At 67.5% G+C, this 17,260-nt stretch carries 17 protein-coding genes; 8 read left to right on the top strand and 9 right to left on the bottom strand.

What is annotated here, in order from left to right; genetic code table 11:
* Positions 1 to 9: 9 nt before the first annotated feature.
* Positions 10 to 1,059, top strand: coding sequence for a lipoate--protein ligase family protein (locus tag ACEN2M_RS16095; RefSeq protein WP_441649156.1), 1,050 nt, complete (start codon positions 10 to 12; stop codon positions 1,057 to 1,059).
* Between the two features lie 15 nt (positions 1,060 to 1,074).
* Here ACEN2M_RS16095 and ACEN2M_RS16090 read toward each other — a convergent pair whose 3' ends face one another.
* Positions 1,075 to 1,380 carry a GNAT family N-acetyltransferase gene (locus tag ACEN2M_RS16090; RefSeq protein WP_441649155.1) on the bottom strand — a complete coding sequence of 102 codons (306 nt, stop codon included), beginning with the start codon at positions 1,378 to 1,380 and terminating at the stop codon, positions 1,075 to 1,077.
* Between the two features lie 34 nt (positions 1,381 to 1,414).
* On the opposite strand from ACEN2M_RS16090, the gene ACEN2M_RS16085 reads away from it, so the two are divergent.
* Together ACEN2M_RS16085 and ACEN2M_RS16080 are read left to right on the top strand one after the other, a co-directional pair.
* Positions 1,415 to 2,320: a DNA-methyltransferase gene (locus ACEN2M_RS16085; protein ID WP_441649154.1), complete on the top strand. Its 906-nt coding sequence runs from the start codon at positions 1,415 to 1,417 to the stop codon at positions 2,318 to 2,320.
* A complete protein-coding gene (locus tag ACEN2M_RS16080) occupies positions 2,317 to 3,243 on the top strand; it encodes an LLM class F420-dependent oxidoreductase (RefSeq protein WP_441649153.1) in 927 nt (308 codons plus the stop codon). The genes ACEN2M_RS16085 and ACEN2M_RS16080 overlap by 4 nt, the downstream gene beginning before the upstream one ends.
* Before the next feature lie 25 nt (positions 3,244 to 3,268).
* Here the strand turns inward: ACEN2M_RS16080 and ACEN2M_RS16075 are convergent, their stop codons facing one another.
* From ACEN2M_RS16075 to ACEN2M_RS16050, 6 genes are all read right to left on the bottom strand, one after another.
* Entirely contained in the window at positions 3,269 to 4,297 is a 1,029-nt protein-coding gene (locus ACEN2M_RS16075; protein ID WP_441649152.1) for a LacI family DNA-binding transcriptional regulator, read from the bottom strand.
* 10 nt (positions 4,298 to 4,307) lie between these two features.
* Complete coding sequence (locus ACEN2M_RS16070) at positions 4,308 to 5,759, bottom strand: GH1 family beta-glucosidase (protein ID WP_441649151.1); 1,452 nt, start codon at positions 5,757 to 5,759, stop codon at positions 4,308 to 4,310.
* Positions 5,756 to 6,601 carry a carbohydrate ABC transporter permease gene (locus ACEN2M_RS16065; protein ID WP_441649150.1) on the bottom strand — a complete coding sequence of 282 codons (846 nt, stop codon included), beginning with the start codon at positions 6,599 to 6,601 and terminating at the stop codon, positions 5,756 to 5,758. Before ACEN2M_RS16065 ends, ACEN2M_RS16070 begins: the two co-directional genes overlap by 4 nt.
* Complete coding sequence (locus ACEN2M_RS16060) at positions 6,598 to 7,590, bottom strand: carbohydrate ABC transporter permease (RefSeq protein ID WP_441649149.1); 993 nt, start codon at positions 7,588 to 7,590, stop codon at positions 6,598 to 6,600. The genes ACEN2M_RS16065 and ACEN2M_RS16060 overlap by 4 nt, the downstream gene beginning before the upstream one ends.
* A 101-nt stretch (positions 7,591 to 7,691) precedes the next feature.
* Complete coding sequence (locus ACEN2M_RS16055; protein ID WP_441649148.1) at positions 7,692 to 8,975, bottom strand: ABC transporter substrate-binding protein; 1,284 nt, start codon at positions 8,973 to 8,975, stop codon at positions 7,692 to 7,694.
* Between the two features lie 247 nt (positions 8,976 to 9,222).
* Positions 9,223 to 9,918, bottom strand: coding sequence for an NAD(P)H-binding protein (locus ACEN2M_RS16050; RefSeq protein WP_441649147.1), 696 nt, complete (start codon positions 9,916 to 9,918; stop codon positions 9,223 to 9,225).
* A gap of 89 nt (positions 9,919 to 10,007) precedes the next feature.
* Here ACEN2M_RS16050 and ACEN2M_RS16045 point away from each other — a divergent pair, with 89 nt between their 5' ends.
* From ACEN2M_RS16045 to ACEN2M_RS16035, 3 genes are all read left to right on the top strand, one after another.
* Positions 10,008 to 10,859, top strand: a complete 852-nt coding sequence (locus ACEN2M_RS16045) for a M15 family metallopeptidase (protein WP_441649146.1) — start codon at positions 10,008 to 10,010, stop codon at positions 10,857 to 10,859.
* Between the two features lie 212 nt (positions 10,860 to 11,071).
* Positions 11,072 to 12,115, top strand: coding sequence for an amidase domain-containing protein (locus tag ACEN2M_RS16040; RefSeq protein WP_441649145.1), 1,044 nt, complete (start codon positions 11,072 to 11,074; stop codon positions 12,113 to 12,115).
* Positions 12,116 to 12,233: 118 nt separating this feature from the next.
* Positions 12,234 to 12,914 (top strand): amidase domain-containing protein, encoded by a 681-nt coding sequence (locus tag ACEN2M_RS16035; RefSeq protein WP_441649144.1) that lies wholly within the window; start codon positions 12,234 to 12,236, stop codon positions 12,912 to 12,914.
* 85 nt (positions 12,915 to 12,999) lie between these two features.
* Here the strand turns inward: ACEN2M_RS16035 and pgm are convergent, their stop codons facing one another.
* Entirely contained in the window at positions 13,000 to 14,616 is a 1,617-nt protein-coding gene (pgm, locus tag ACEN2M_RS16030; protein ID WP_441649143.1) for a phosphoglucomutase (alpha-D-glucose-1,6-bisphosphate-dependent), read from the bottom strand.
* A 36-nt stretch (positions 14,617 to 14,652) separates the two neighbouring features.
* Between pgm and pheA the strand changes: the two genes are divergently transcribed.
* Positions 14,653 to 15,597 (top strand): prephenate dehydratase, encoded by a 945-nt coding sequence (pheA, locus tag ACEN2M_RS16025; RefSeq protein ID WP_441649142.1) that lies wholly within the window; start codon positions 14,653 to 14,655, stop codon positions 15,595 to 15,597.
* Positions 15,594 to 16,175 (top strand): hypothetical protein, encoded by a 582-nt coding sequence (locus ACEN2M_RS16020; RefSeq protein ID WP_441649141.1) that lies wholly within the window; start codon positions 15,594 to 15,596, stop codon positions 16,173 to 16,175. The genes pheA and ACEN2M_RS16020 overlap by 4 nt, the downstream gene beginning before the upstream one ends.
* On the opposite strand, the gene ACEN2M_RS16015 is transcribed toward ACEN2M_RS16020, so the two are convergent.
* Positions 16,159 to 17,211, bottom strand: a complete 1,053-nt coding sequence (locus tag ACEN2M_RS16015) for a diacylglycerol/lipid kinase family protein (RefSeq protein ID WP_441649140.1) — start codon at positions 17,209 to 17,211, stop codon at positions 16,159 to 16,161. The genes ACEN2M_RS16020 and ACEN2M_RS16015 overlap by 17 nt on opposite strands.
* Positions 17,212 to 17,260: the final 49 nt, after the last annotated feature.

The raw sequence follows: 17,260 nt of genomic DNA, 5'->3' as shown, positions 1-17,260 counted from the left end.
GCTGAGCACATGCATGGTGAATACAAGGTCCCTGGCGGCAAACTCGTTGTGGTCGATCTGAATGTCGTCGACAACATCATCACCGATTTCCGCCTGGCCGGTGATTTCTTTCTCGAGCCTGACGACGCCCTCGAAGACATCAATGCCGCGGTGAACGGCCTCGCCGCCGACAGCGACGCGGCCACGATCGCCGCCGCTGTTCGGGCCGCGCTGCCGCCCACGGCCACCCTGCTCGGCTTCAGCCCGGAGTCGGTCGCCGTGGCCATTCGTCGTTCACTCGCCCACGCCAGCGGCTGGCGCGACTACGAGTGGCAGCTCATCCACACCAAGGCCGTGCCGCCGGTGATGCAGATGGCGCTCGACGAGGTGCTCGCCGTCGAGGTCGGTGAGGGCCGCCGCGCCCCCACCCTGCGCATCTGGGAGTGGAACGAACCTGCCGTCGTGATCGGCAGCTTCCAGTCGCTGAAGAACGAGGTCGATCCCGTCAACGCCGAGAAGCACGGCTTCACAGTGGTGCGCCGGGTCTCCGGCGGCGGCGCGATGTTCATGGAGGCCGGCTCCGTCATCACGTACTCGATCTACGCGCCCACCGAACTGGTGCACGGCATGAGCTTCGCCGACTCCTACGCCTTCCTCGACGAGTGGGTCATCACGGCGCTCAAGTCGCTCGGCATCGACGCGCACTACCAGCCGCTGAACGACATCACGAGCCCCACCGGCAAGATCGGTGGGGCAGCCCAGAAACGGCTCGGCAGCGGCGCCGTGCTGCACCACGTGACCATGAGCTACGACATGGACGGCGAAAAAATGGTGCAAGTCTTGCGCATCGGCCGGGAGAAGCTCAGCGACAAGGGCATCACCAGCGCCGCCAAGCGGGTGGACCCGCTGCGCAGCCAGACCGGCCTGACCCGGGCCGAGATCATCGACCGCATGAAGCAGACGTTCACCAGCCTCTACGGCGCGACGCCTGGCGATATCACCGACGAGGAGTACGCCAAGGCCGCCGACCTCGTCGAGAGCAAGTTCAGCACCGACGCGTGGATCGGACGGGTGCCCTAGCGGGCAGAACGGGCGTTACCGGCCGCGGCTGAGCAGGTCCTGGTACTCGGCGTGCTGGTCGATCCATTCCGCGACGTACGGGCAGTCCGCGACGACGGTGAGGTCGGTGCGGATGCGCACGTCATCGAGAGCACGCTCAATCAGGATGCCGGCCAGCCCGAGATCGCGCCTGGCCGGGTCGATTTCGGTGTGAGTGAAGCGCAACTCCTGGCCGATGAGCCGGTAATCGGCCAGCCCGACCGGCTCGCCGTCCTGCCGGAGCGTGTACCGCGAGAGGTCAGGCTCGTGCTCGACCTGGATGGTTGCTTCGTGACTGGTCATCGGAACAGCGTAGGCCGACTGACAGAATGAGGGAATGCCAAACGCGTGGACTCAGTCCTCTCCCAGCAGAGTCATCGAGGCAGACAACCTGACCGTGCTGCCGACGCTGCCCGACGCCGCATTCACCCTGATCTACCTCGACCCCCCGTTCAACACCGGCCGCAGCCAGAAACGGCAGGCCACCACTTCGGTGCGGAGCACCCTGGCCAGCGGCGCGCACGCCACCGGCACCATCACCGGGTTCAAGGGCCAGCGGTACGAGCGCATCAAGGGTGACCTGCTCGGGTACGACGACCAGTTCGAGGACTACTGGGCCTTCCTGGAGCCGCGCCTGATCGAGGCCTGGCGGCTGCTCGCCGACGACGGCACCCTCTACCTGCACCTGGACTACCGCGAGGCGCACTACGCCAAGGTGCTCCTCGACGCGCTTTTCGGCCGGGACTGCTTTCTCAACGAACTGATCTGGGCCTACGACTACGGCGCAAAATCGAAGAACCGCTGGCCCACCAAGCACGACACGATCCTGGTCTACGTGAAGAACCCCAAGAGCTACTACTTCGACTCCAGCACCGTCGACCGTGAGCCCTACATGGCGCCCGGCCTGGTCACTCCGGAGAAGGTGGCCAAGGGCAAGCTGCCCACGGATGTCTGGTGGCACACCATCGTCTCGCCCACGGGCAAGGAGAAGACCGGGTATCCCACCCAGAAGCCCGTCGGCATCCTGCGGCGCATGATCCAGGCATCCAGCCGCGAGGGCGACTGGGTGCTGGACTTCTTCGCCGGCAGCGGCACGACGGGGGCCGTGGCGGCGGCGCTGAACCGCAAGTTCCTGCTGATCGACCAGAACCCTGAATCGCTCGTTGTGATGCACGAGAGACTCGGCGCCCTGCCGGGCGTGGATTTCGTGGACGCCGAACTGGAGACAAGACTGGGAGCATGAGACTCCGCATTTTCACCGAGCCCCAGCAGGGTGCCAGCTACGACGACATCCTCGCGGTCGCGCAGGCCACCGAGACGCTCGGCTTCGATGCCTTCTTCCGTTCCGACCACTACCTGGCGATGGGCGACCACGTCACCGGGCTGCCGGGGCCGACGGATGCCTGGACCACGCTGGCCGGCCTGGCCCGCGAGACCGAGCGCATCCGCCTCGGCACCCTGGTCTCGTCGCTCACCTACCGGCCGCCAGGGGTCCTCGCGATCCAGGTGGCGCAGGTCGACCAGATGTCGGGCGGGCGCGTGGAGCTGGGCCTGGGCACCGGTTGGTTCGAGCAGGAGCACCTGGCCTACGGCATCCCGTTCCCGGCCAAGCGGTTCGGCATGCTCGAGGAACAGCTCGAGGTCATCACCGGCCTGTGGGGCACCCCGGTCGGCGACAGCTACAGCTTCGCCGGCGAGCATTACACTCTCGTCGACTCGCCCGCACTGCCCAAGCCCACCCAGGCCAGGGTGCCCGTGATCGTGGGCGGCGGCGGAGCCAAGCGCACCCCGGCGCTGGCGGCACGGTTCGCCACCGAGTTCAACCTGCCGTTCCCGGATTTCGCGGATATCCCGGGCAAGTTCGCCGGGGTGCGCGCCGCGTGCGAAGCCGTGGGACGTGACCCGCGGGAGCTCGTCTACTCTGCGGCGCTGATCGCGGTGACCGGCGCCGACGAGGCCGAGTTCGGCCGCCGCGCCGCCGCGGTGGGCCGCGAGCCCGCCGAGCTTCGTGAGCACGGGATCGCCGGCACTGCCGGTGAGGTCGTCGACCGGCTGGGCGCCCTCGCGGCCGACGGCGTGGAGTGCGTCTACCTGCAGATCATGGACCTGGCCGACCTCGACCACCTCGACTTCATCGCCCGCGAGGTCGTGCCGCAGCTCGACTAGGCCCGAACGCCGACCCGCGCGGGGTTCAGGCCGAGGCGCGCTGGATGAGCCGGGTCGGCATGATGTTGCGGTGCGGCACGTCGGTATCACCGGCGAGCAGCCGCAGCAGCATGTCGGCCATGGCGAAGCCCATCTCGGCCGACGGCTGGCTGATCGTCGTCAGGGGAACGGCGGCACCGATCGCGGCCGGGCTGTCGTCGAACGCCACGATCGCGATGTCATCGGGAACCGAATAGCCCTGCTCGCGCAGCACGTCGAGGGCACCCGTGGCCATCAGGTCACTGGCCACGAAGAGCCCGTCGAGGTCGGGTCTGCGCTCGAGCAGTCGTCGCATGGCGGCAGCGGCGGACACCGCCGTGAAGTCGGCGTGCTCGACGGCATCCGTCGGCAGGCCGGCCTGCTCCAGCGTGCGCTGGAAGCCGGTGAACCTGTCGATGCCGGCCGGCATGTCGATCGGGCCGGTGATGGAGCCCAGGCGCCGCCGCCCGATGTCGAGCAGGTGCTGGGTGCCGGCTTGCGCGCCGGCGACGTTGTCAACGTCGACGTAGAAGGTGTTCTCACCGAAGTTGTGCGAGGGCCGTCCACCGAACACCAGCGGAATCAGCGACCCGGCGTCGGTCAGGAACTCGTCGCGGGTGTGGTGCGAGACCACGAAGGCGCCGTCCACGTTGCCGCTGCGCAGGTAGCGCATGGTCTTGTGGCTGGGATCGCTGGAGGCGACGAGCAGGTTGAGGATGTACTGGCTCTCGTCCAGTCGCCGGGTGATGCCCTGCACGATGGCCGCGAAGTACGGATCGCCGAAGAATCTGGTGATGTCTTCGGGAACGACGAGGGCCACGGCCTGGGTCTGCCGGCTGGCCAGCGACCGGGCGGCGCGGTTCGGCACGTAGTTGAGTCGTTCGATGGCCTCGGTGACAACAGCAACGATCTCCGGGCTCACCTTGGTGGAGCCGTTCACCACCCGGCTCACGGTGGCACGGGACACGCCAGCGGCCTCGGCCACCAACTCGAGGGTCGGTTGCGCTGGACGCAACTGGCGCGTTCCGGTTGTCATGGAGGTCATTCTATTTTGTGACAGCGAATTCCGCTGCCGTGGGCAGCGAGCGAGCCGCGATGATGGCGGCGTAGGCGAGGCCGCTGTCCTTGATGGTGCGCTGCTGGGTCTCGTAGTCCACGCGCACGATGCCGAAGCGTTTCTGGTAGCCCCAGGCCCACTCGTAGTTGTCCATCAGCGACCAGTAGAAGTAGCCCTTCACGTCCACGCCCTCGTTGATGGCGTCGAGGACGGCGCCGAGGTGCAGCTGTAGGTACCGGGTGCGGTCGGCGTCGTGCACGGCGCCATCCGTCGCCACGACGTCGTCGTAGGCGGCGCCGTTCTCGGTGACGTAGAGGTCGGTACCGGCCGGGCCTGTGTAGTCGGTCTGCACCCGCACCAGGAGCTCGCGCAGCCCGTCGGGTTGCACCTCCCAGTCCATGGCGGTGAGTGGCAGGCCCTGGGGGTGGTTGTACACGCCGTCCGCGGCGGGGAACGGTGAACTGGTCACCCGATTGGTGGGGTCGTGCGAGAGCTGCGGAGATGCGACGGGCCGGTCACTGACCGCGGAGCCGTTGTAGTAATTCACACCGAAACTATTCAGCGGCTGGCTGATCTGGGCGAGGTCGCCGTCACGCACGAACTCCGTGAAGCCCAGGTGGGCCACATCGTCGAGCACATCCGCCGGGTAACTGCCGCGGAAAATGGGGTCGAGGAAGAACCTGTTGAGCTGGCCGTCGATGCGCCGGGCCGCGTCCACGTCGCCGGACCTGGTCGGGTCCACCGGTTTGGCCACCGTGAGGTTCAGGGTGATGCCCAGTTCCAGGCTGCTGTCGCGCTCGCGCAGGGCCTGGACGGCAAGGCCGTGGCCGAGCAGCAGGTGGTGGCCGGCGGCGAGGCCGTCGGTCTTGCTCTGCCGCCCAGGGGCGTGCACGCCGGCGGTGTAGCCGACGAAGGCGGAGCACCACGGCTCATTGAGCGTGGTCCAGACGCCGACCCTGTCGCCGAGCGCATCGTGCACCGAGAGGGCGTAGTCACGGAACAGCTCGGCGGTGTCGCGGTTGGCCCAGCCGCCCTTCTCCTCGAGGGCCTGCGGCAGGTCCCAGTGGTACAGGGTCAGCCACGGCTTGATGCCGGCGCCGAGAAGTTCGTCGACGAGCCGCGAGTAGAAGTCGACGCCCTTGGGGTTGACCGGCCCATTGTCCGGGCGCACCCGGGACCACGAGGTGGAGAACCTGTAGGTCTGCAGGCCCAGCTCCTTCATCACGGCCACGTCGCCGGCGTACCGGTGATAGTGGTCGCAGGCGACGTCGCCGTTCTCGGCGTTCACGACGGTTCCCGGGATGCGGCTGAAGGCATCCCAAATCGAGTCGGTGCGCCCGTCTTCGTGGGCGGCACCCTCGATCTGGTACGCGGCTGTGGCCGCACCGAACAGGAAACCGGCCGGGAATTCGCGCCGGTCACCGCGCGGCTGTTCGGTCATCCCTTGACCGCGCCCTGCATGATGCCGGCGACCAGCTGCTTGCCGAGGAAGACGAAGAGCACGATCAACGGGATGATCGAGAGCACGACGCCGGAGAGCACCAGCGAGTAGTCCACGTAGTAGGCGGCCTGCAGCTGCTGCAGGGCCACCGGCAGGGTGGGGTTGCCGGGGTCGAGCACGATGAACGGCCAGAAGAAGTTGGTCCAGGTGCCGATGAAGGCGAAGAGGGCCAACATCGCGGCGGCCGGCCGGGCGGCGGGCAGGCCGACGTGCCAGAAGCTGCGGATCATCGACGCGCCGTCCATGCGCACGGCCTCGATGAGCTCGTCGGGCAGGGCGTCCTTGAGGTACTGGGTCATCCAGAACACGCCGAACGCTGTGACCAGGCCGGGCGCGATGACGGCCCAGAGGCTGCCCGTCCAGCCGAGCCGTGACATCACGATGAACAGCGGCACGATGCCCAGCTGGGTGGGTACGGCCATGGTGGCGATGACGAAGACCAGCAGGCCTTCGCGGCCGCGGAACTTGAGCTTCGCGAATGCGTAGCCGGCCAGGGTGGAGAAGGCGACCACGCTCAGAGCCACGGCCGACGACACGATGACGCTGTTCAACAGGGCGTTCCAGAACGGGATGCTGTCGATGACGGTGGCGGCGTTGGCGAAGAAGTTGCCGCCGGGCACGAAGATCATGCCGTTCTTGTTGATGGCGGCCGCATCCTGGCTGCCGATCAGGAAAGACCACCAGATCGGGAAGAACGATCCCACCAGCACGGCAATCAGAACGCCATAGACCCAGAAGCCCGGACGGCGGTCGTGGCCGCCGATTGAACGTGACTTTCTCATGAGATTTTTCCTCGTGCCTTGATGGGTCGAACCTTGATGGCTTTGTCGCTCGTGGCGCTGATGCGCCGGCTGATGTAGAAGTTGAGCGCCGCGATCAGGATGATGATGAGGAACAGGAGCCACGAGACGGCGGATGCCCTGCCGAAGTTCCGCTGGTTCCAGCCCAGCTCGTAGATGTAGAGGGTCAGCGTCTGCCACTGCCGGCTGGCGCCGCCCTGGCCGTACTGGTCGAACATGCGCGGCTCGTCGAAGATCTGCAGTCCACCGATGGTGGAGGTGATGATGACGAAGATGATGGTGGGGCGCATCAGCGGAACCGTGAGCGACCAGAAGGTGCGCCAGCGGCCGGCGCCGTCGATGATGGCGGCCTCGTAGAAGTCGCGCGGCACGGCCTGCATGGCAGCCAGGAAGATGAGGGCGTTGTAGCCGGTCCAGCGGAAGTTCACCATGGTGGCGATCGCGAAGTGGCTGGGAATGATGTCCACGTGCCAGCGGATGGAGTCGATGCCGACCGTGTTGAGGAGCTGGTTGATGACGCCGTACTTGTCACCGAACAGGTCGTTGAAAATCAGGGCGACGGCAACCGGGGCCACCACGTAGGGCAGCAGAACGCCCATGCGCCAGAACGTCTTGCCGCGCAGGTTGAAGTCGAGAACGGCGGCGATGGCGATGGCCGCGATCACCTGGGGCACGGCCGAGAGCAGGAAGATGCTGAATGTGTTGCGCAGCGAGATCCAGAAGTACGGCTGCGCGAGTACGGTCTGGAAGTTCTCGAGGCCGACGAAGTCGCCCTGCCCGCCGATGAGGTTCCAGTCGTGCAGCGACACCCAGGCCGTGTACCCCAGGGGGAACAGTCCGATCAGTGCGAAGACGATGAAGAACGGTGAGATGTAAAGGTAGGGAGAGAACTTCACATCCCAGTGGGAAAGGCGGTGGTTGAAGGCGATGCGGCGGATCGCGCGGGCATCGACTTCGGTCGCGGCTGTCATTCGAGTCCTTGGGGGGTGGTAGCAGGTGAAACGAAAGGGAGCCAGGTGGAGGCAGGTGCCTCCACCTGGCGGGTACTGCGGACGAGCGGTGAACCGGCTGGTTAGCCCAGTGCGTTCACGTCAGTGACGAACTGTTCCCACGACTGTTCGCGGGTCATCGTCGCGTCTTCGACGCGGGTGAGGGCCTGCTGCATGGCGTCGTTGATCGGGAAGTACTTCACGCCCTTGAACGGGGTGACCTCAACGGCCGCGGCGCGGGTGGCGAGGATCTGGCCGACCGGTGCGTTGTTGAAGAACTCGTTCGTCGACTCGAGCAGATCGGGGCTCTCGAGAGCTTCGACCTGGCTCGGGAAGGTGCCCTTGGAGGCGAACGCCGAGAGCTGCTGCTCGGGGGCGGTCAACCAGGCGGCAAGCGCCTGGGCTTCTTCGGGGTGCTCGGACTGAGCGGGAACGGTCAGGTACGAACCGCCCCAGTTGCCGCCGCCACCGGGGAAGGTGTCTGCGATGTCCCAGCCGGTGACGCCTTCGGCGTTACCTTCGATGATGCCGAGCATCCAGCCCGGGCACAGCATGGTCGCGAAGCCGTCGTTCTGGAAGCTCGCGGTCCAGTCGTCGCTCCACTGCTGGAGGTGAGCCGAGAGGGTGCCGCTGGCGTCGAGGACGCTGTTGTAGGCCGCCTTCACGTCGGGGTTCTCGGTGGCGATGACGGTTCCGTCATCCTTCTCGTAGGCGTTGTCGAACTGGTTGATGACGCCCTGCCAGGTCGCTCCGGCCGAGTCGAACCACGGCACGTTGGTGCCGGCTGCGGTGAAGGTCGCGCCCGCGGCGTAGTAGCTGTCCCAGCTGTCACCGAGGAGGGTGGCAACCTCGGCACGGTCGGTGGGCAGTCCGGCGGCGGCGAAGAGGTCGGAGCGGTAGCAGACGCCCTCCGGGCCGATGTCGGTGCCGTAGGCGATGAGGTGGCCGTCCGCGTCGGTTGCGGACTCTTCCTTCCAGTCGAGCCAGCGACCTTCGACCTCGTCGCTGGACAGGTCGACGAACTGGTCGGAGTACTGAAGCAGCTCGGGAAGCCAGTCGACCTCGATGGCTTCGACGTCAGCCAGGCCGCTGCCGGCGGCGAGCCGGGTGGTGAGGTTGTCGCGGGCCTCGTTCGACGTTGCGGCCTTCTTGGCCACGACGGTGATGTCGGGGTTCTCTTCCATGTACTTCTCGAACAGGCCCTCGTAGCCGAATTCGTTGAAGGTGGCGACGGTCAGTTTGATCTTGCCGCCCTCTGCCTCGTTCGAGCCGCCGGCGGGCGCGCAGCCCGATGCAAGCAAGGCGAAGGCTGCGGCGCCGGCAACGGCGGCCACAATCGTGGGGCGCGGGAAACGCTTCACGGTCACTCCTTTGTGTGTGTGTGGTGCTGGTGGTGTGGAGCGCCGCCGAAGAAAAGCTGTGAGAGCGCTCTCACGTGTGATGCCCACCATAGAACCCGCTGGGAGCCGATGTCAAGAGAGCGCTCTCACGAACCGGCACTGATGTGCGATTCGTTACCTTGATGCCGAAATACACACCTGTTCGAGGGTCAAAACAGACGCCTACGCGGCCGTGGCACTCTCGGTCGGGCTACACGCGGGCGGCCCACGCGGGTCAGGCGAAGGTCGCGACCGCCGCGGCCACCGGCGTGGGACCGGAGATCAGGTGCAAAATGGCGTGGTCGCCCGCTCCGGTGCCCAGGAGCGCGGCCAGGACCGCGGCCACGTCGGCGCGGGGAATGCTGCCCGTGGTCTCGGGGCGCACGGCGCCGCTCTTGTCGGGTCCGGTGCGCTCCAGGCGCACACTGCCCGTCGGCTCATCGTCGGTGAGCGTGCCGGGGCGCACGATGGTCCACGCCAGGTCACGGCGTACCAGGTCTTCTTCGGCGCCGAGCTTGGCTCGCAGGTACGCCACGAAGTCTGCCGGCACACCCTCGGGCACGACGCCGTCGCGCACCAGGTCGGCGCCGGTGGAGGAGATCTGTACGAATCGGCGCACGCCGGCTGCCTCGGCGGCGTCCGCCAGCAGCACTGAGGCGCCCAGGTCGACCGTGCTCTTGCGCGCGTCGCCGCTGCCGGCTCCGGCACCGGCCGCGAACACCGCCGCGTCGGCACCTGAAAGAACCGCAGCCAAGGCGTCTACCGAACTGTTCTCCAGGTCCAGGACCACGGGCTGGGCTCCGTCCAGCAGCAGATCCGCGCTCTGTTCCTCATTGCGGATCAGCCCGACCACGGTGTGGCCGTCCCGGGACAGCTCCCGGCTGAGAGAACGAGCGATTTTTCCGTGGGCACCAGCTACAACAATTCGCATGTCGGGTACAACAGGTCATTGTCCGATGGAATTCCCGATCCGCCCGGTGGACGCAGAGTTGGTCGACGGCGCAGGATATGCTCGGCATCGTGTCTGAAGAATCGCGCCGGGGGGCGTCGCCGGCCGTGCGCCGTCGTCGCACGCTCATCGCGCTCGCAGCAGGTTTTCTCGTGCTCGCCGGCGGTGGCGCGATGGTTCTGGGCGGAATCACGGGCCGGGCCGGGGCTCTGCCCGCCGACCCGACCACGACGCCGGTGCCGTCGGCCACCGCGTCGCCCAACCCGCCTCGCCCGTTTCCCTCCGCCACGCCAGAGCCGGTCCCTGCGCCCGCCTTCGACCGCACTGCACGCTCGATCGACGACCCCGACAGCATCTGGGTGGTCGTCGACAAGCTTCGTCCGCTCAACCCGACCGACTACGGCCCGGCTGACCTCGTCGACGTGCCCGTTCCGTTCGCCAATCCGCCCAAGCTCCGGCAGGAGGCCTCCGACGCCGTCGTAGCACTGTTCGCGGCGTTCACGGCCGAAACCGGACTGGCGCTGCAGTCGCAGAGCGCGTATCGCAGCTTCGACTCCCAAACCCGGGTGTACAACAACGATGTCGGCAACCTCGGCCAGGCCGGAGCCGACCTGAGCACCGCGCGCCCGGGCACGAGTGAGCACCAGACCGGCCTCACAATCGACATCAGCGCCCAGCCCGGTCAGTGTTCCCTCGACGCCTGTTTCGCCCAGACGCCGCACGGCCAATGGCTCGCCGCCAACGCGTGGCGGTTCGGATTCCTGCTGCGCTACCCCGCCGACAAGATCCCCGTGACCGGCTACGAGTTCGAACCCTGGCATTTCCGGTACATCGGAATCGACCTTTCTACCGAAATGCACAACACGGGCGTCACCACTCTCGAGGAGTTCTTCGGTCTTCCCGCCGCACCCTCCTACGGCTGAAACGGCTGAAACCCTCGGTCGCATTCATGCTCATGCATGGGTTTCGGAGGTGGGGCACAGGCTCTTGTCATGCGCGGATGATTCCCTGACAGGTCCCCACTCTGCCAACGAGAAACGATTCTGTGCGCCCCGCTTCCCCTTTTGACTCCCGCAACCCCACCAGACGCCAGCTGCAACACCAGCGGAAAAAGGCACAGCACAAGCGCCACCTCGTGATTGTCGGGAGCCTCACCGCCGCTACCACCGCGGTGGCCATCGTTGCCGGCCTCGTCATTGATGGCGGCGCGTTCCGGGCCGACGCCGGCCCCGTGGCCGCCGCTTCGGCCGTGACGTCCAGCCCGACCCCCTCGGCGACCATCTCCATGCCCACCGTCATCACGCCGGCAGAGCCGATCATCCGCAGTACGGTGCTGGCGACCGATGGCACGCCGGCGGGGCCGGTGACCGGCGGAACCCTCGTGACCGTCACTGGCACCGACCTCGAGGGTGTGACGAGCGCGAGCTTCGGCGACAACCCGGCCCAGGTGGTGTCGGCGACAGCGGATACCGTGACCCTGCAGACGCCGGCAGCGGCCGGCCTCGGCGCTGTGCCGGTCAGCCTGTTCTCCGGTGCCGGCGACCCCGTGCCGGTGGCCGGGGGAGCAAGCCTGAACGGCGACGACACCGCGTCTAGCGCCGCCGCCACTGCCGCCGTGACCGAGGCGGTCGAACCGATGGCCGCCGCCCTCATTGCCGCGCCCGAGACGGCATCACAACCGGCCCCGCCCGCCCTCACCTTCACCTACGTGGCCGACCCCAGGATCACCGCGCAGATCGACTACGCGCTGGCGCACTGGCAGAACTACAACTCAGCGGTGTACGGCGCGATTCCCGGCAACGACTGCGTGAATTTCACCAGCCAGTCCCTCATCGCACGAGGGTGGGCCATGGACGCCGAGTGGTCATTCGGCACCGGCCAGTACAGCGCGGCCTGGGCCAGCTCCACGGCCTTCGCCGCCTACCTCGCGGCCCATCCCGAACGCGCGACGCCGCTCACCGCCGAGCAGCGCGCCGAGGTCAAGGTCGGTGACATCGTGCAGTTCGACTGGGATGACTCCGGCGACAAGGACCACACCGGCATCGTGACACGAGTCGAGAAGACCGACGTCGGCGTGGAGGTTTACTACGCGGGACATACGAACAACACTGATTACAGGTCGGTCGACGAGTCACTGGCACTGGCCGGAGGCAGCGTCAGCTACTGGAGCGTTGTCTAGACCGCAACGTGCTCCGGCCGATGCCCTCACGGTGCATCGGCTGCTCATAGCCCGGTCACAGACTCTTCACCAAGTGATGTGGTTGGCTTAAGGATTCCCCCTTCGAATAGAGGTAGTTGTGGCTTTAGCTCGACCAGCACGGATCGGAGTCGTCGCCCTGGTGCTCGGCGGACTTGTCGTGGGGACCGTGGCACTGGCCACATCCGGCGCCGGCGACGCCGGTGCGACCCGGGACGACTCGGCCGCGACGGCCGCTTCCGCCGAGACGACTGATCTGCCGCGCGAGACCCCGGCGACAACAGCCGAACCGGTCGACGTCGACCCCGCCGTGCAGGCCCAGCTGGACTACGCGCTCACGTACTGGAGCGAGTACAACACCGACGCGTACGGTGTCGTCACCGGCAACGACTGCGTGAACTTCACCAGCCAGTCCCTCGTCGCCAGAGGCTGGGCCATGGACGACGCCTGGTGGACCAGCGGCACCGGCTCCGACTTCGACTTCTCCTCGCCCTGGGTGAGCTCAACCGCGTTCATGAACTACCTGGCCGACTCCGGCCGTGCCACCGCCCTGACCGACGACCAGCGCGACCAGGTGAAGCTCGGTGATGTCGTGCAGTTCGACTGGGACAACTCCGGCGACCGCGATCACACCGCCATCGTCTCGCGCATCGAGGGAACCGGTGACGACATCGTCATCTCCTACGCCGGGCACACCGACAACACCGATTACCTCTCGGTGGACTACGCCATCACCGAGAAGCACCCGGGCGGCACCGCGTACTACTGGAGCATCCCCTAGCCCCACATCCGCAAACAAGAGTGGCCCACTTTTGCTAGTTGGGCGGGGTTCCGCACTAGCAAAAATGGGCCAGTCAGACGCTGGGCTAGCTGATCGCGGCGTCGACGATGGCCTTCGCCTCGATCTGCACCTGGGCCAGGTGCTCCGGGCCCTTGAACGACTCGGCGTAGATCTTGTAGACGTCCTCGGTGCCGCTGGGCCGGGCCGCGAACCAGGCGTACTCGGTGAAGACCTTCACCCCGCCGATGGCCGCGCCGTTGCCCGGCGCGTGACTGAGCGCACCGATGATCTTGTCGCCGGCCAGCTCGGTGGCTGTGATGGCCGCTCCGTCCAGCTTGGCGAGGGCGGTCTTCTGGGCGGGTGTGGCGACGGCGTCGATGCGCTCGTAGGCCGGGGCACCGAAGTGCTCGGCCAGTTCGGCGTACCGCACGCTGGGCGACTTGCCGGTCACGGCCACGATTTCCGCGGCAAGCAGCGCCAGCAGGATGCCGTCCTTGTCTGTGGTCCAGACCGTGCCGTCGAAGCGCACGAAGCTCGCTCCGGCGCTCTCCTCGCCGCCGAAAGCGACGGAGCCGTCGATCAGTCCGGGCACGAACCACTTGAAGCCGACCGGCACCTCCCACAGCTCGCGGCCGAGGAACCCGGCGACCCGGTCGATCATGGTGGAGGAGACGAGCGTCTTGCCGATCGCGGCATCCGCCCGCCAGCCGTCGCGGTGGCTGTAGAGGTATTCGATGGCAACGGCCAGGAAGTGGTTCGGGTTCATCAGGCCCGCGTCCGGCGTGACGATGCCGTGGCGGTCGGCGTCGGCGTCGTTGCCGGTGAGGATGTCGAAATCGTCCTTGTGCGCCAGCACCGAAGCCATCGCGGAGGGGCTGGACGGGTCCATGCGGATCTTGCCGTCCCAGTCCAGGGTCATGAAGGCCCAGGTGGGGTCGACCAGTGGGTTCACCACGGTGAGGTCAAGTTCGTACCGGTCCCGGATGGCGCCCCAGTAGTGCACGCTCGCGCCGCCGAGCGGGTCGGCGCCGATGCGGATGCCGCTGGCCTTGATGGCCTTCATGTCGATGATGTTCTCGAGGTCGTCGACGTAGTGCCCGCGGAAGTCGTAGGTCTCGACGGCGCTCGGCTCGGCCATGCGCACGTCCCGCATGTCGTCGACGATGATCTCGTTCGCGCGGTTGGCGATCCAGGAGGTGGCGTCGCTGTCGGCCGGTCCGCCGTGCGGCGGGTTGTACTTGAAGCCGCCGTCCATGGGCGGGTTGTGGCTGGGGGTGACGACGATGCCGTCGGCCTGGTCGTCGTGGCCGGCCCGGTTGTAGGCCAGGATCGCGTGCGAAAGCGCCGGGGTGGGCACGAAGTCGTCGAACTCGTCCACGAGCACCCGCACGCCGTTGCCCACGAGCACCTCGAGGGCGCTGGTGGTGGCCGGAGCGCTGAGCGCGTGGGTGTCCGCGCCGATGAACAGCGGCCCCGTGATGCCCTGGGCGGTGCGGTACTCCACGATGGCCTGCGTGGTGGCGAGGATGTGGTTTTCGTTGAACGCCGTGTTCAACGCGCTGCCTCGGTGCCCGGAGGTGCCGAAGACGACCCGCTCGGCGGCAACCGTGACATCCGGTTTGAGGTCGTAATACGCCCTGATGAGAGCCTCAACGTCGATCAGATCGGATTTCTGGGCCGGGGTGCCTGCGCGTGCGTTCATACTGCCCAGTCTTGCACTCCAACTAGGCTGTGAGCCATGCCAGAGACTCCCGATGTGCACTACAGCTTCCTGGGACCGGCGGGAACCTTCACCGAGGCCGCCCTCGCCCAGGTACCCGAGGCCCAGGGCCTGCCATGGCGGGCCGTCAACAACGTGGGGGAGGCCCTGGCCGATGTCGTGAGCGGACGCAGCGTCGCCGCCATGATCGCCATCGAGAATTCGGTCGACGGCGGGGTAAGCGCCACCCAGGATGCCCTGGCCAGCGTGCCCAACCTGCGGATCATCGGCGAATACCTGGTGCCGGTCAACTTCGTACTCGTGGCCAGGCCAGGCACCACCCTCGACGACGTCAAGATCGTCAACGCGCATCCGGTGGCGTATGCGCAGTGCCGCAGCTGGCTCGAGGCCACCCTGCCCAGGCACGGCCACATCCCGTCGTCGAGCAACGTGTCCGCCGCAGCCGCCCTGTTCGAGCCAGGGCCGGCGGATGCCGCCGTGGCGCCGCCCGGCATCGAGAAGCACCACGACCTGGTGGTGCTCGCGCGCAACATCGGAGACAACCCCAACGCCGTCACCCGGTTCGTGCTCGTCGGCCGCACCACGGTGATCCCGGCGCCCACCGGCGCCGACAAGACCAGCGTGATCGTGGAACTGCCGGAGGACCGGGCCGGTGCCCTGCTGGAGATGCTCGAGCAGTTCGCCACCCGCGGCGTCAACCTCAGCCTGATCCAGTCCCGCCCGATCGGCGATTCCCTCGGCCGCTACAGGTTCGTGATCGACGCCGACGGGCACATCCTCGACGAACGGGTGGCAGACGCCCTGCTCGGCCTTCGCCGGTTCAGCCCCAAGGTGATCTTCCTCGGCTCCTATCCGCGGGCCGACAAACAGCTCAACGTGTTCACCGACCGCTACGACGACGGTGTTTTCATCGAAGCCAGGGACTGGCTGCGCGGCCTCATCACGGGGGAGCCGGCGGCATGACCGGCCGGGGGGCGAACGACGGGTCGGCGCTCGAGCCGCCGACGTTCGATCCACGGCACGACGCCAGGTTCCAGCGCGGATACCAGCCCGGCGACGCGCCGCGCCCTCCCGCGCGTGCGCCCCTGATCGGTGCCCCGCCGGCGCCGGCCAGGCCCACCGAGCCGTCCTGGCCCGACCTTCTCGACGGCGTGCGCCCTGGCGGCCACCCCGGCGGCGATCCGACGGACTCCGACCTGTCGGACACCGACCCGTTGGACACCGACCCGTTCGACGCCGACGCGTTCCAGGACGAGTTCGCCAGCCCGAAGAAGAACCCGTTCATCGTTTCCCTCTGGACGGCCAGCATCCTGTTCGTCGTCGCCGCCCTCACCCTGCAGTGGCAAGCAGCGACGAACGCCTTCGCGAACTACTCCTACAGCGGCAACGGGCCCGTCCCGTTCGGCATGCTGCTCCAGCAGCTGAGCTATTCGATCACCCCGCCGATACTGATCGCGAGCCTGGTCACCATGGCCGGCCTGCTGTTCTGGCACGCCTGGACCTGGCAGGCCCGGCGCGGGACCATCACCCGGCCGGACTGAGCCCGACTCCGGCGTCTCGCGCAGCCACCCGGCCGGCCGGCACCCGTACCAGCAGGGCGCCGGCGTCGGCCCGCAGGAACACGCTCTTCACCAGCCCGAATTCGTCGCCGTCCAGCTCGAACTCCTGCGCGTGGTCCGGCACGATGCGGATGTCGGTGCCGACCAGGGTGGTCATCGCGCGTTCGTCATCGGTCTCGGTGAGCTCGATGATCCGCCGGCCCACGGCGGAGCGCCGCAGCACCCCGTTCTGCCAGGTCACCCGGCGCCAGATCTTGAGCCAGCCGAGCACACCCTTGGGCTGCAGCACGGCGATGTCGAGGATGCCGTCGTCGAGGAGGGCGTCGGGCAGGAACTGGATGTTGCCCGGCAGCACGCCGCAATTGGCGATCAGGATGGTGCTCACCAGCGCCTGGTGCTCACTGCGGGTGCCCAGGCTGTACCGGATCCGGAACGGTTCGGCCTTGGGAATGGCGCGCATGCCGGCATCCACGTAGGCCAACCAGCCCACCTGCTTCTTCAGGTCGGGGCGGGTGGCGGCGATCATCTGGGCATCCACGCCGAGGCCGGCCATCACCAAGAAGACATGGTCGTCGATGCTGTTGTCGGCGTAGGTCACCGAGGCCACACCCAGGTCGATCGCCTTGTCGGCCCCGTCGAAGGCGATGGCGATGGATTCGTCGAGGCTGTTCAACGGCAGCTGCAGGTTGCGGGCCAGCAGGTTGCCGGTGCCCACGGGCAGGATGCCCAGGCTCACCTCCGAGCCGCGCAGCGCCTCGGCCACCGCGCGCACCGTGCCGTCGCCGCCCGCGGCGAGCACCATCGCCACGCCCTGGCGCAGAGCCTGCCGGGTCACCCGCTGGCCGGGGTCGGCCACGCTCGTCTGCAGCCAGAGCGGTTCCGCCCAGCCCGCCGCGGCCGCGGCGGCGTTCACGGCCAGGCGCAACCTGTCGACATCCGTCTTGACCGGGTTGTAGACCACCGCCGCGCGGCGCACACTCGAGGGGATGTCGCTGGGTACGGAACTCGAGGCTGGCACCCGCACAGGCTAGCAAGGGGGCAACGGCTGGCGCTTGTAGACTGACCGG

The organism is Cryobacterium sp. W22_MBD10_FK3 (assembly GCF_052113745.1).
Taxonomy (GTDB): Bacteria; Actinomycetota; Actinomycetes; order Actinomycetales; family Microbacteriaceae; genus Cryobacterium.
Note: the sequence above shows the minus strand (reverse complement) of the source record. Positions and strands in the feature narration are given on the sequence as shown.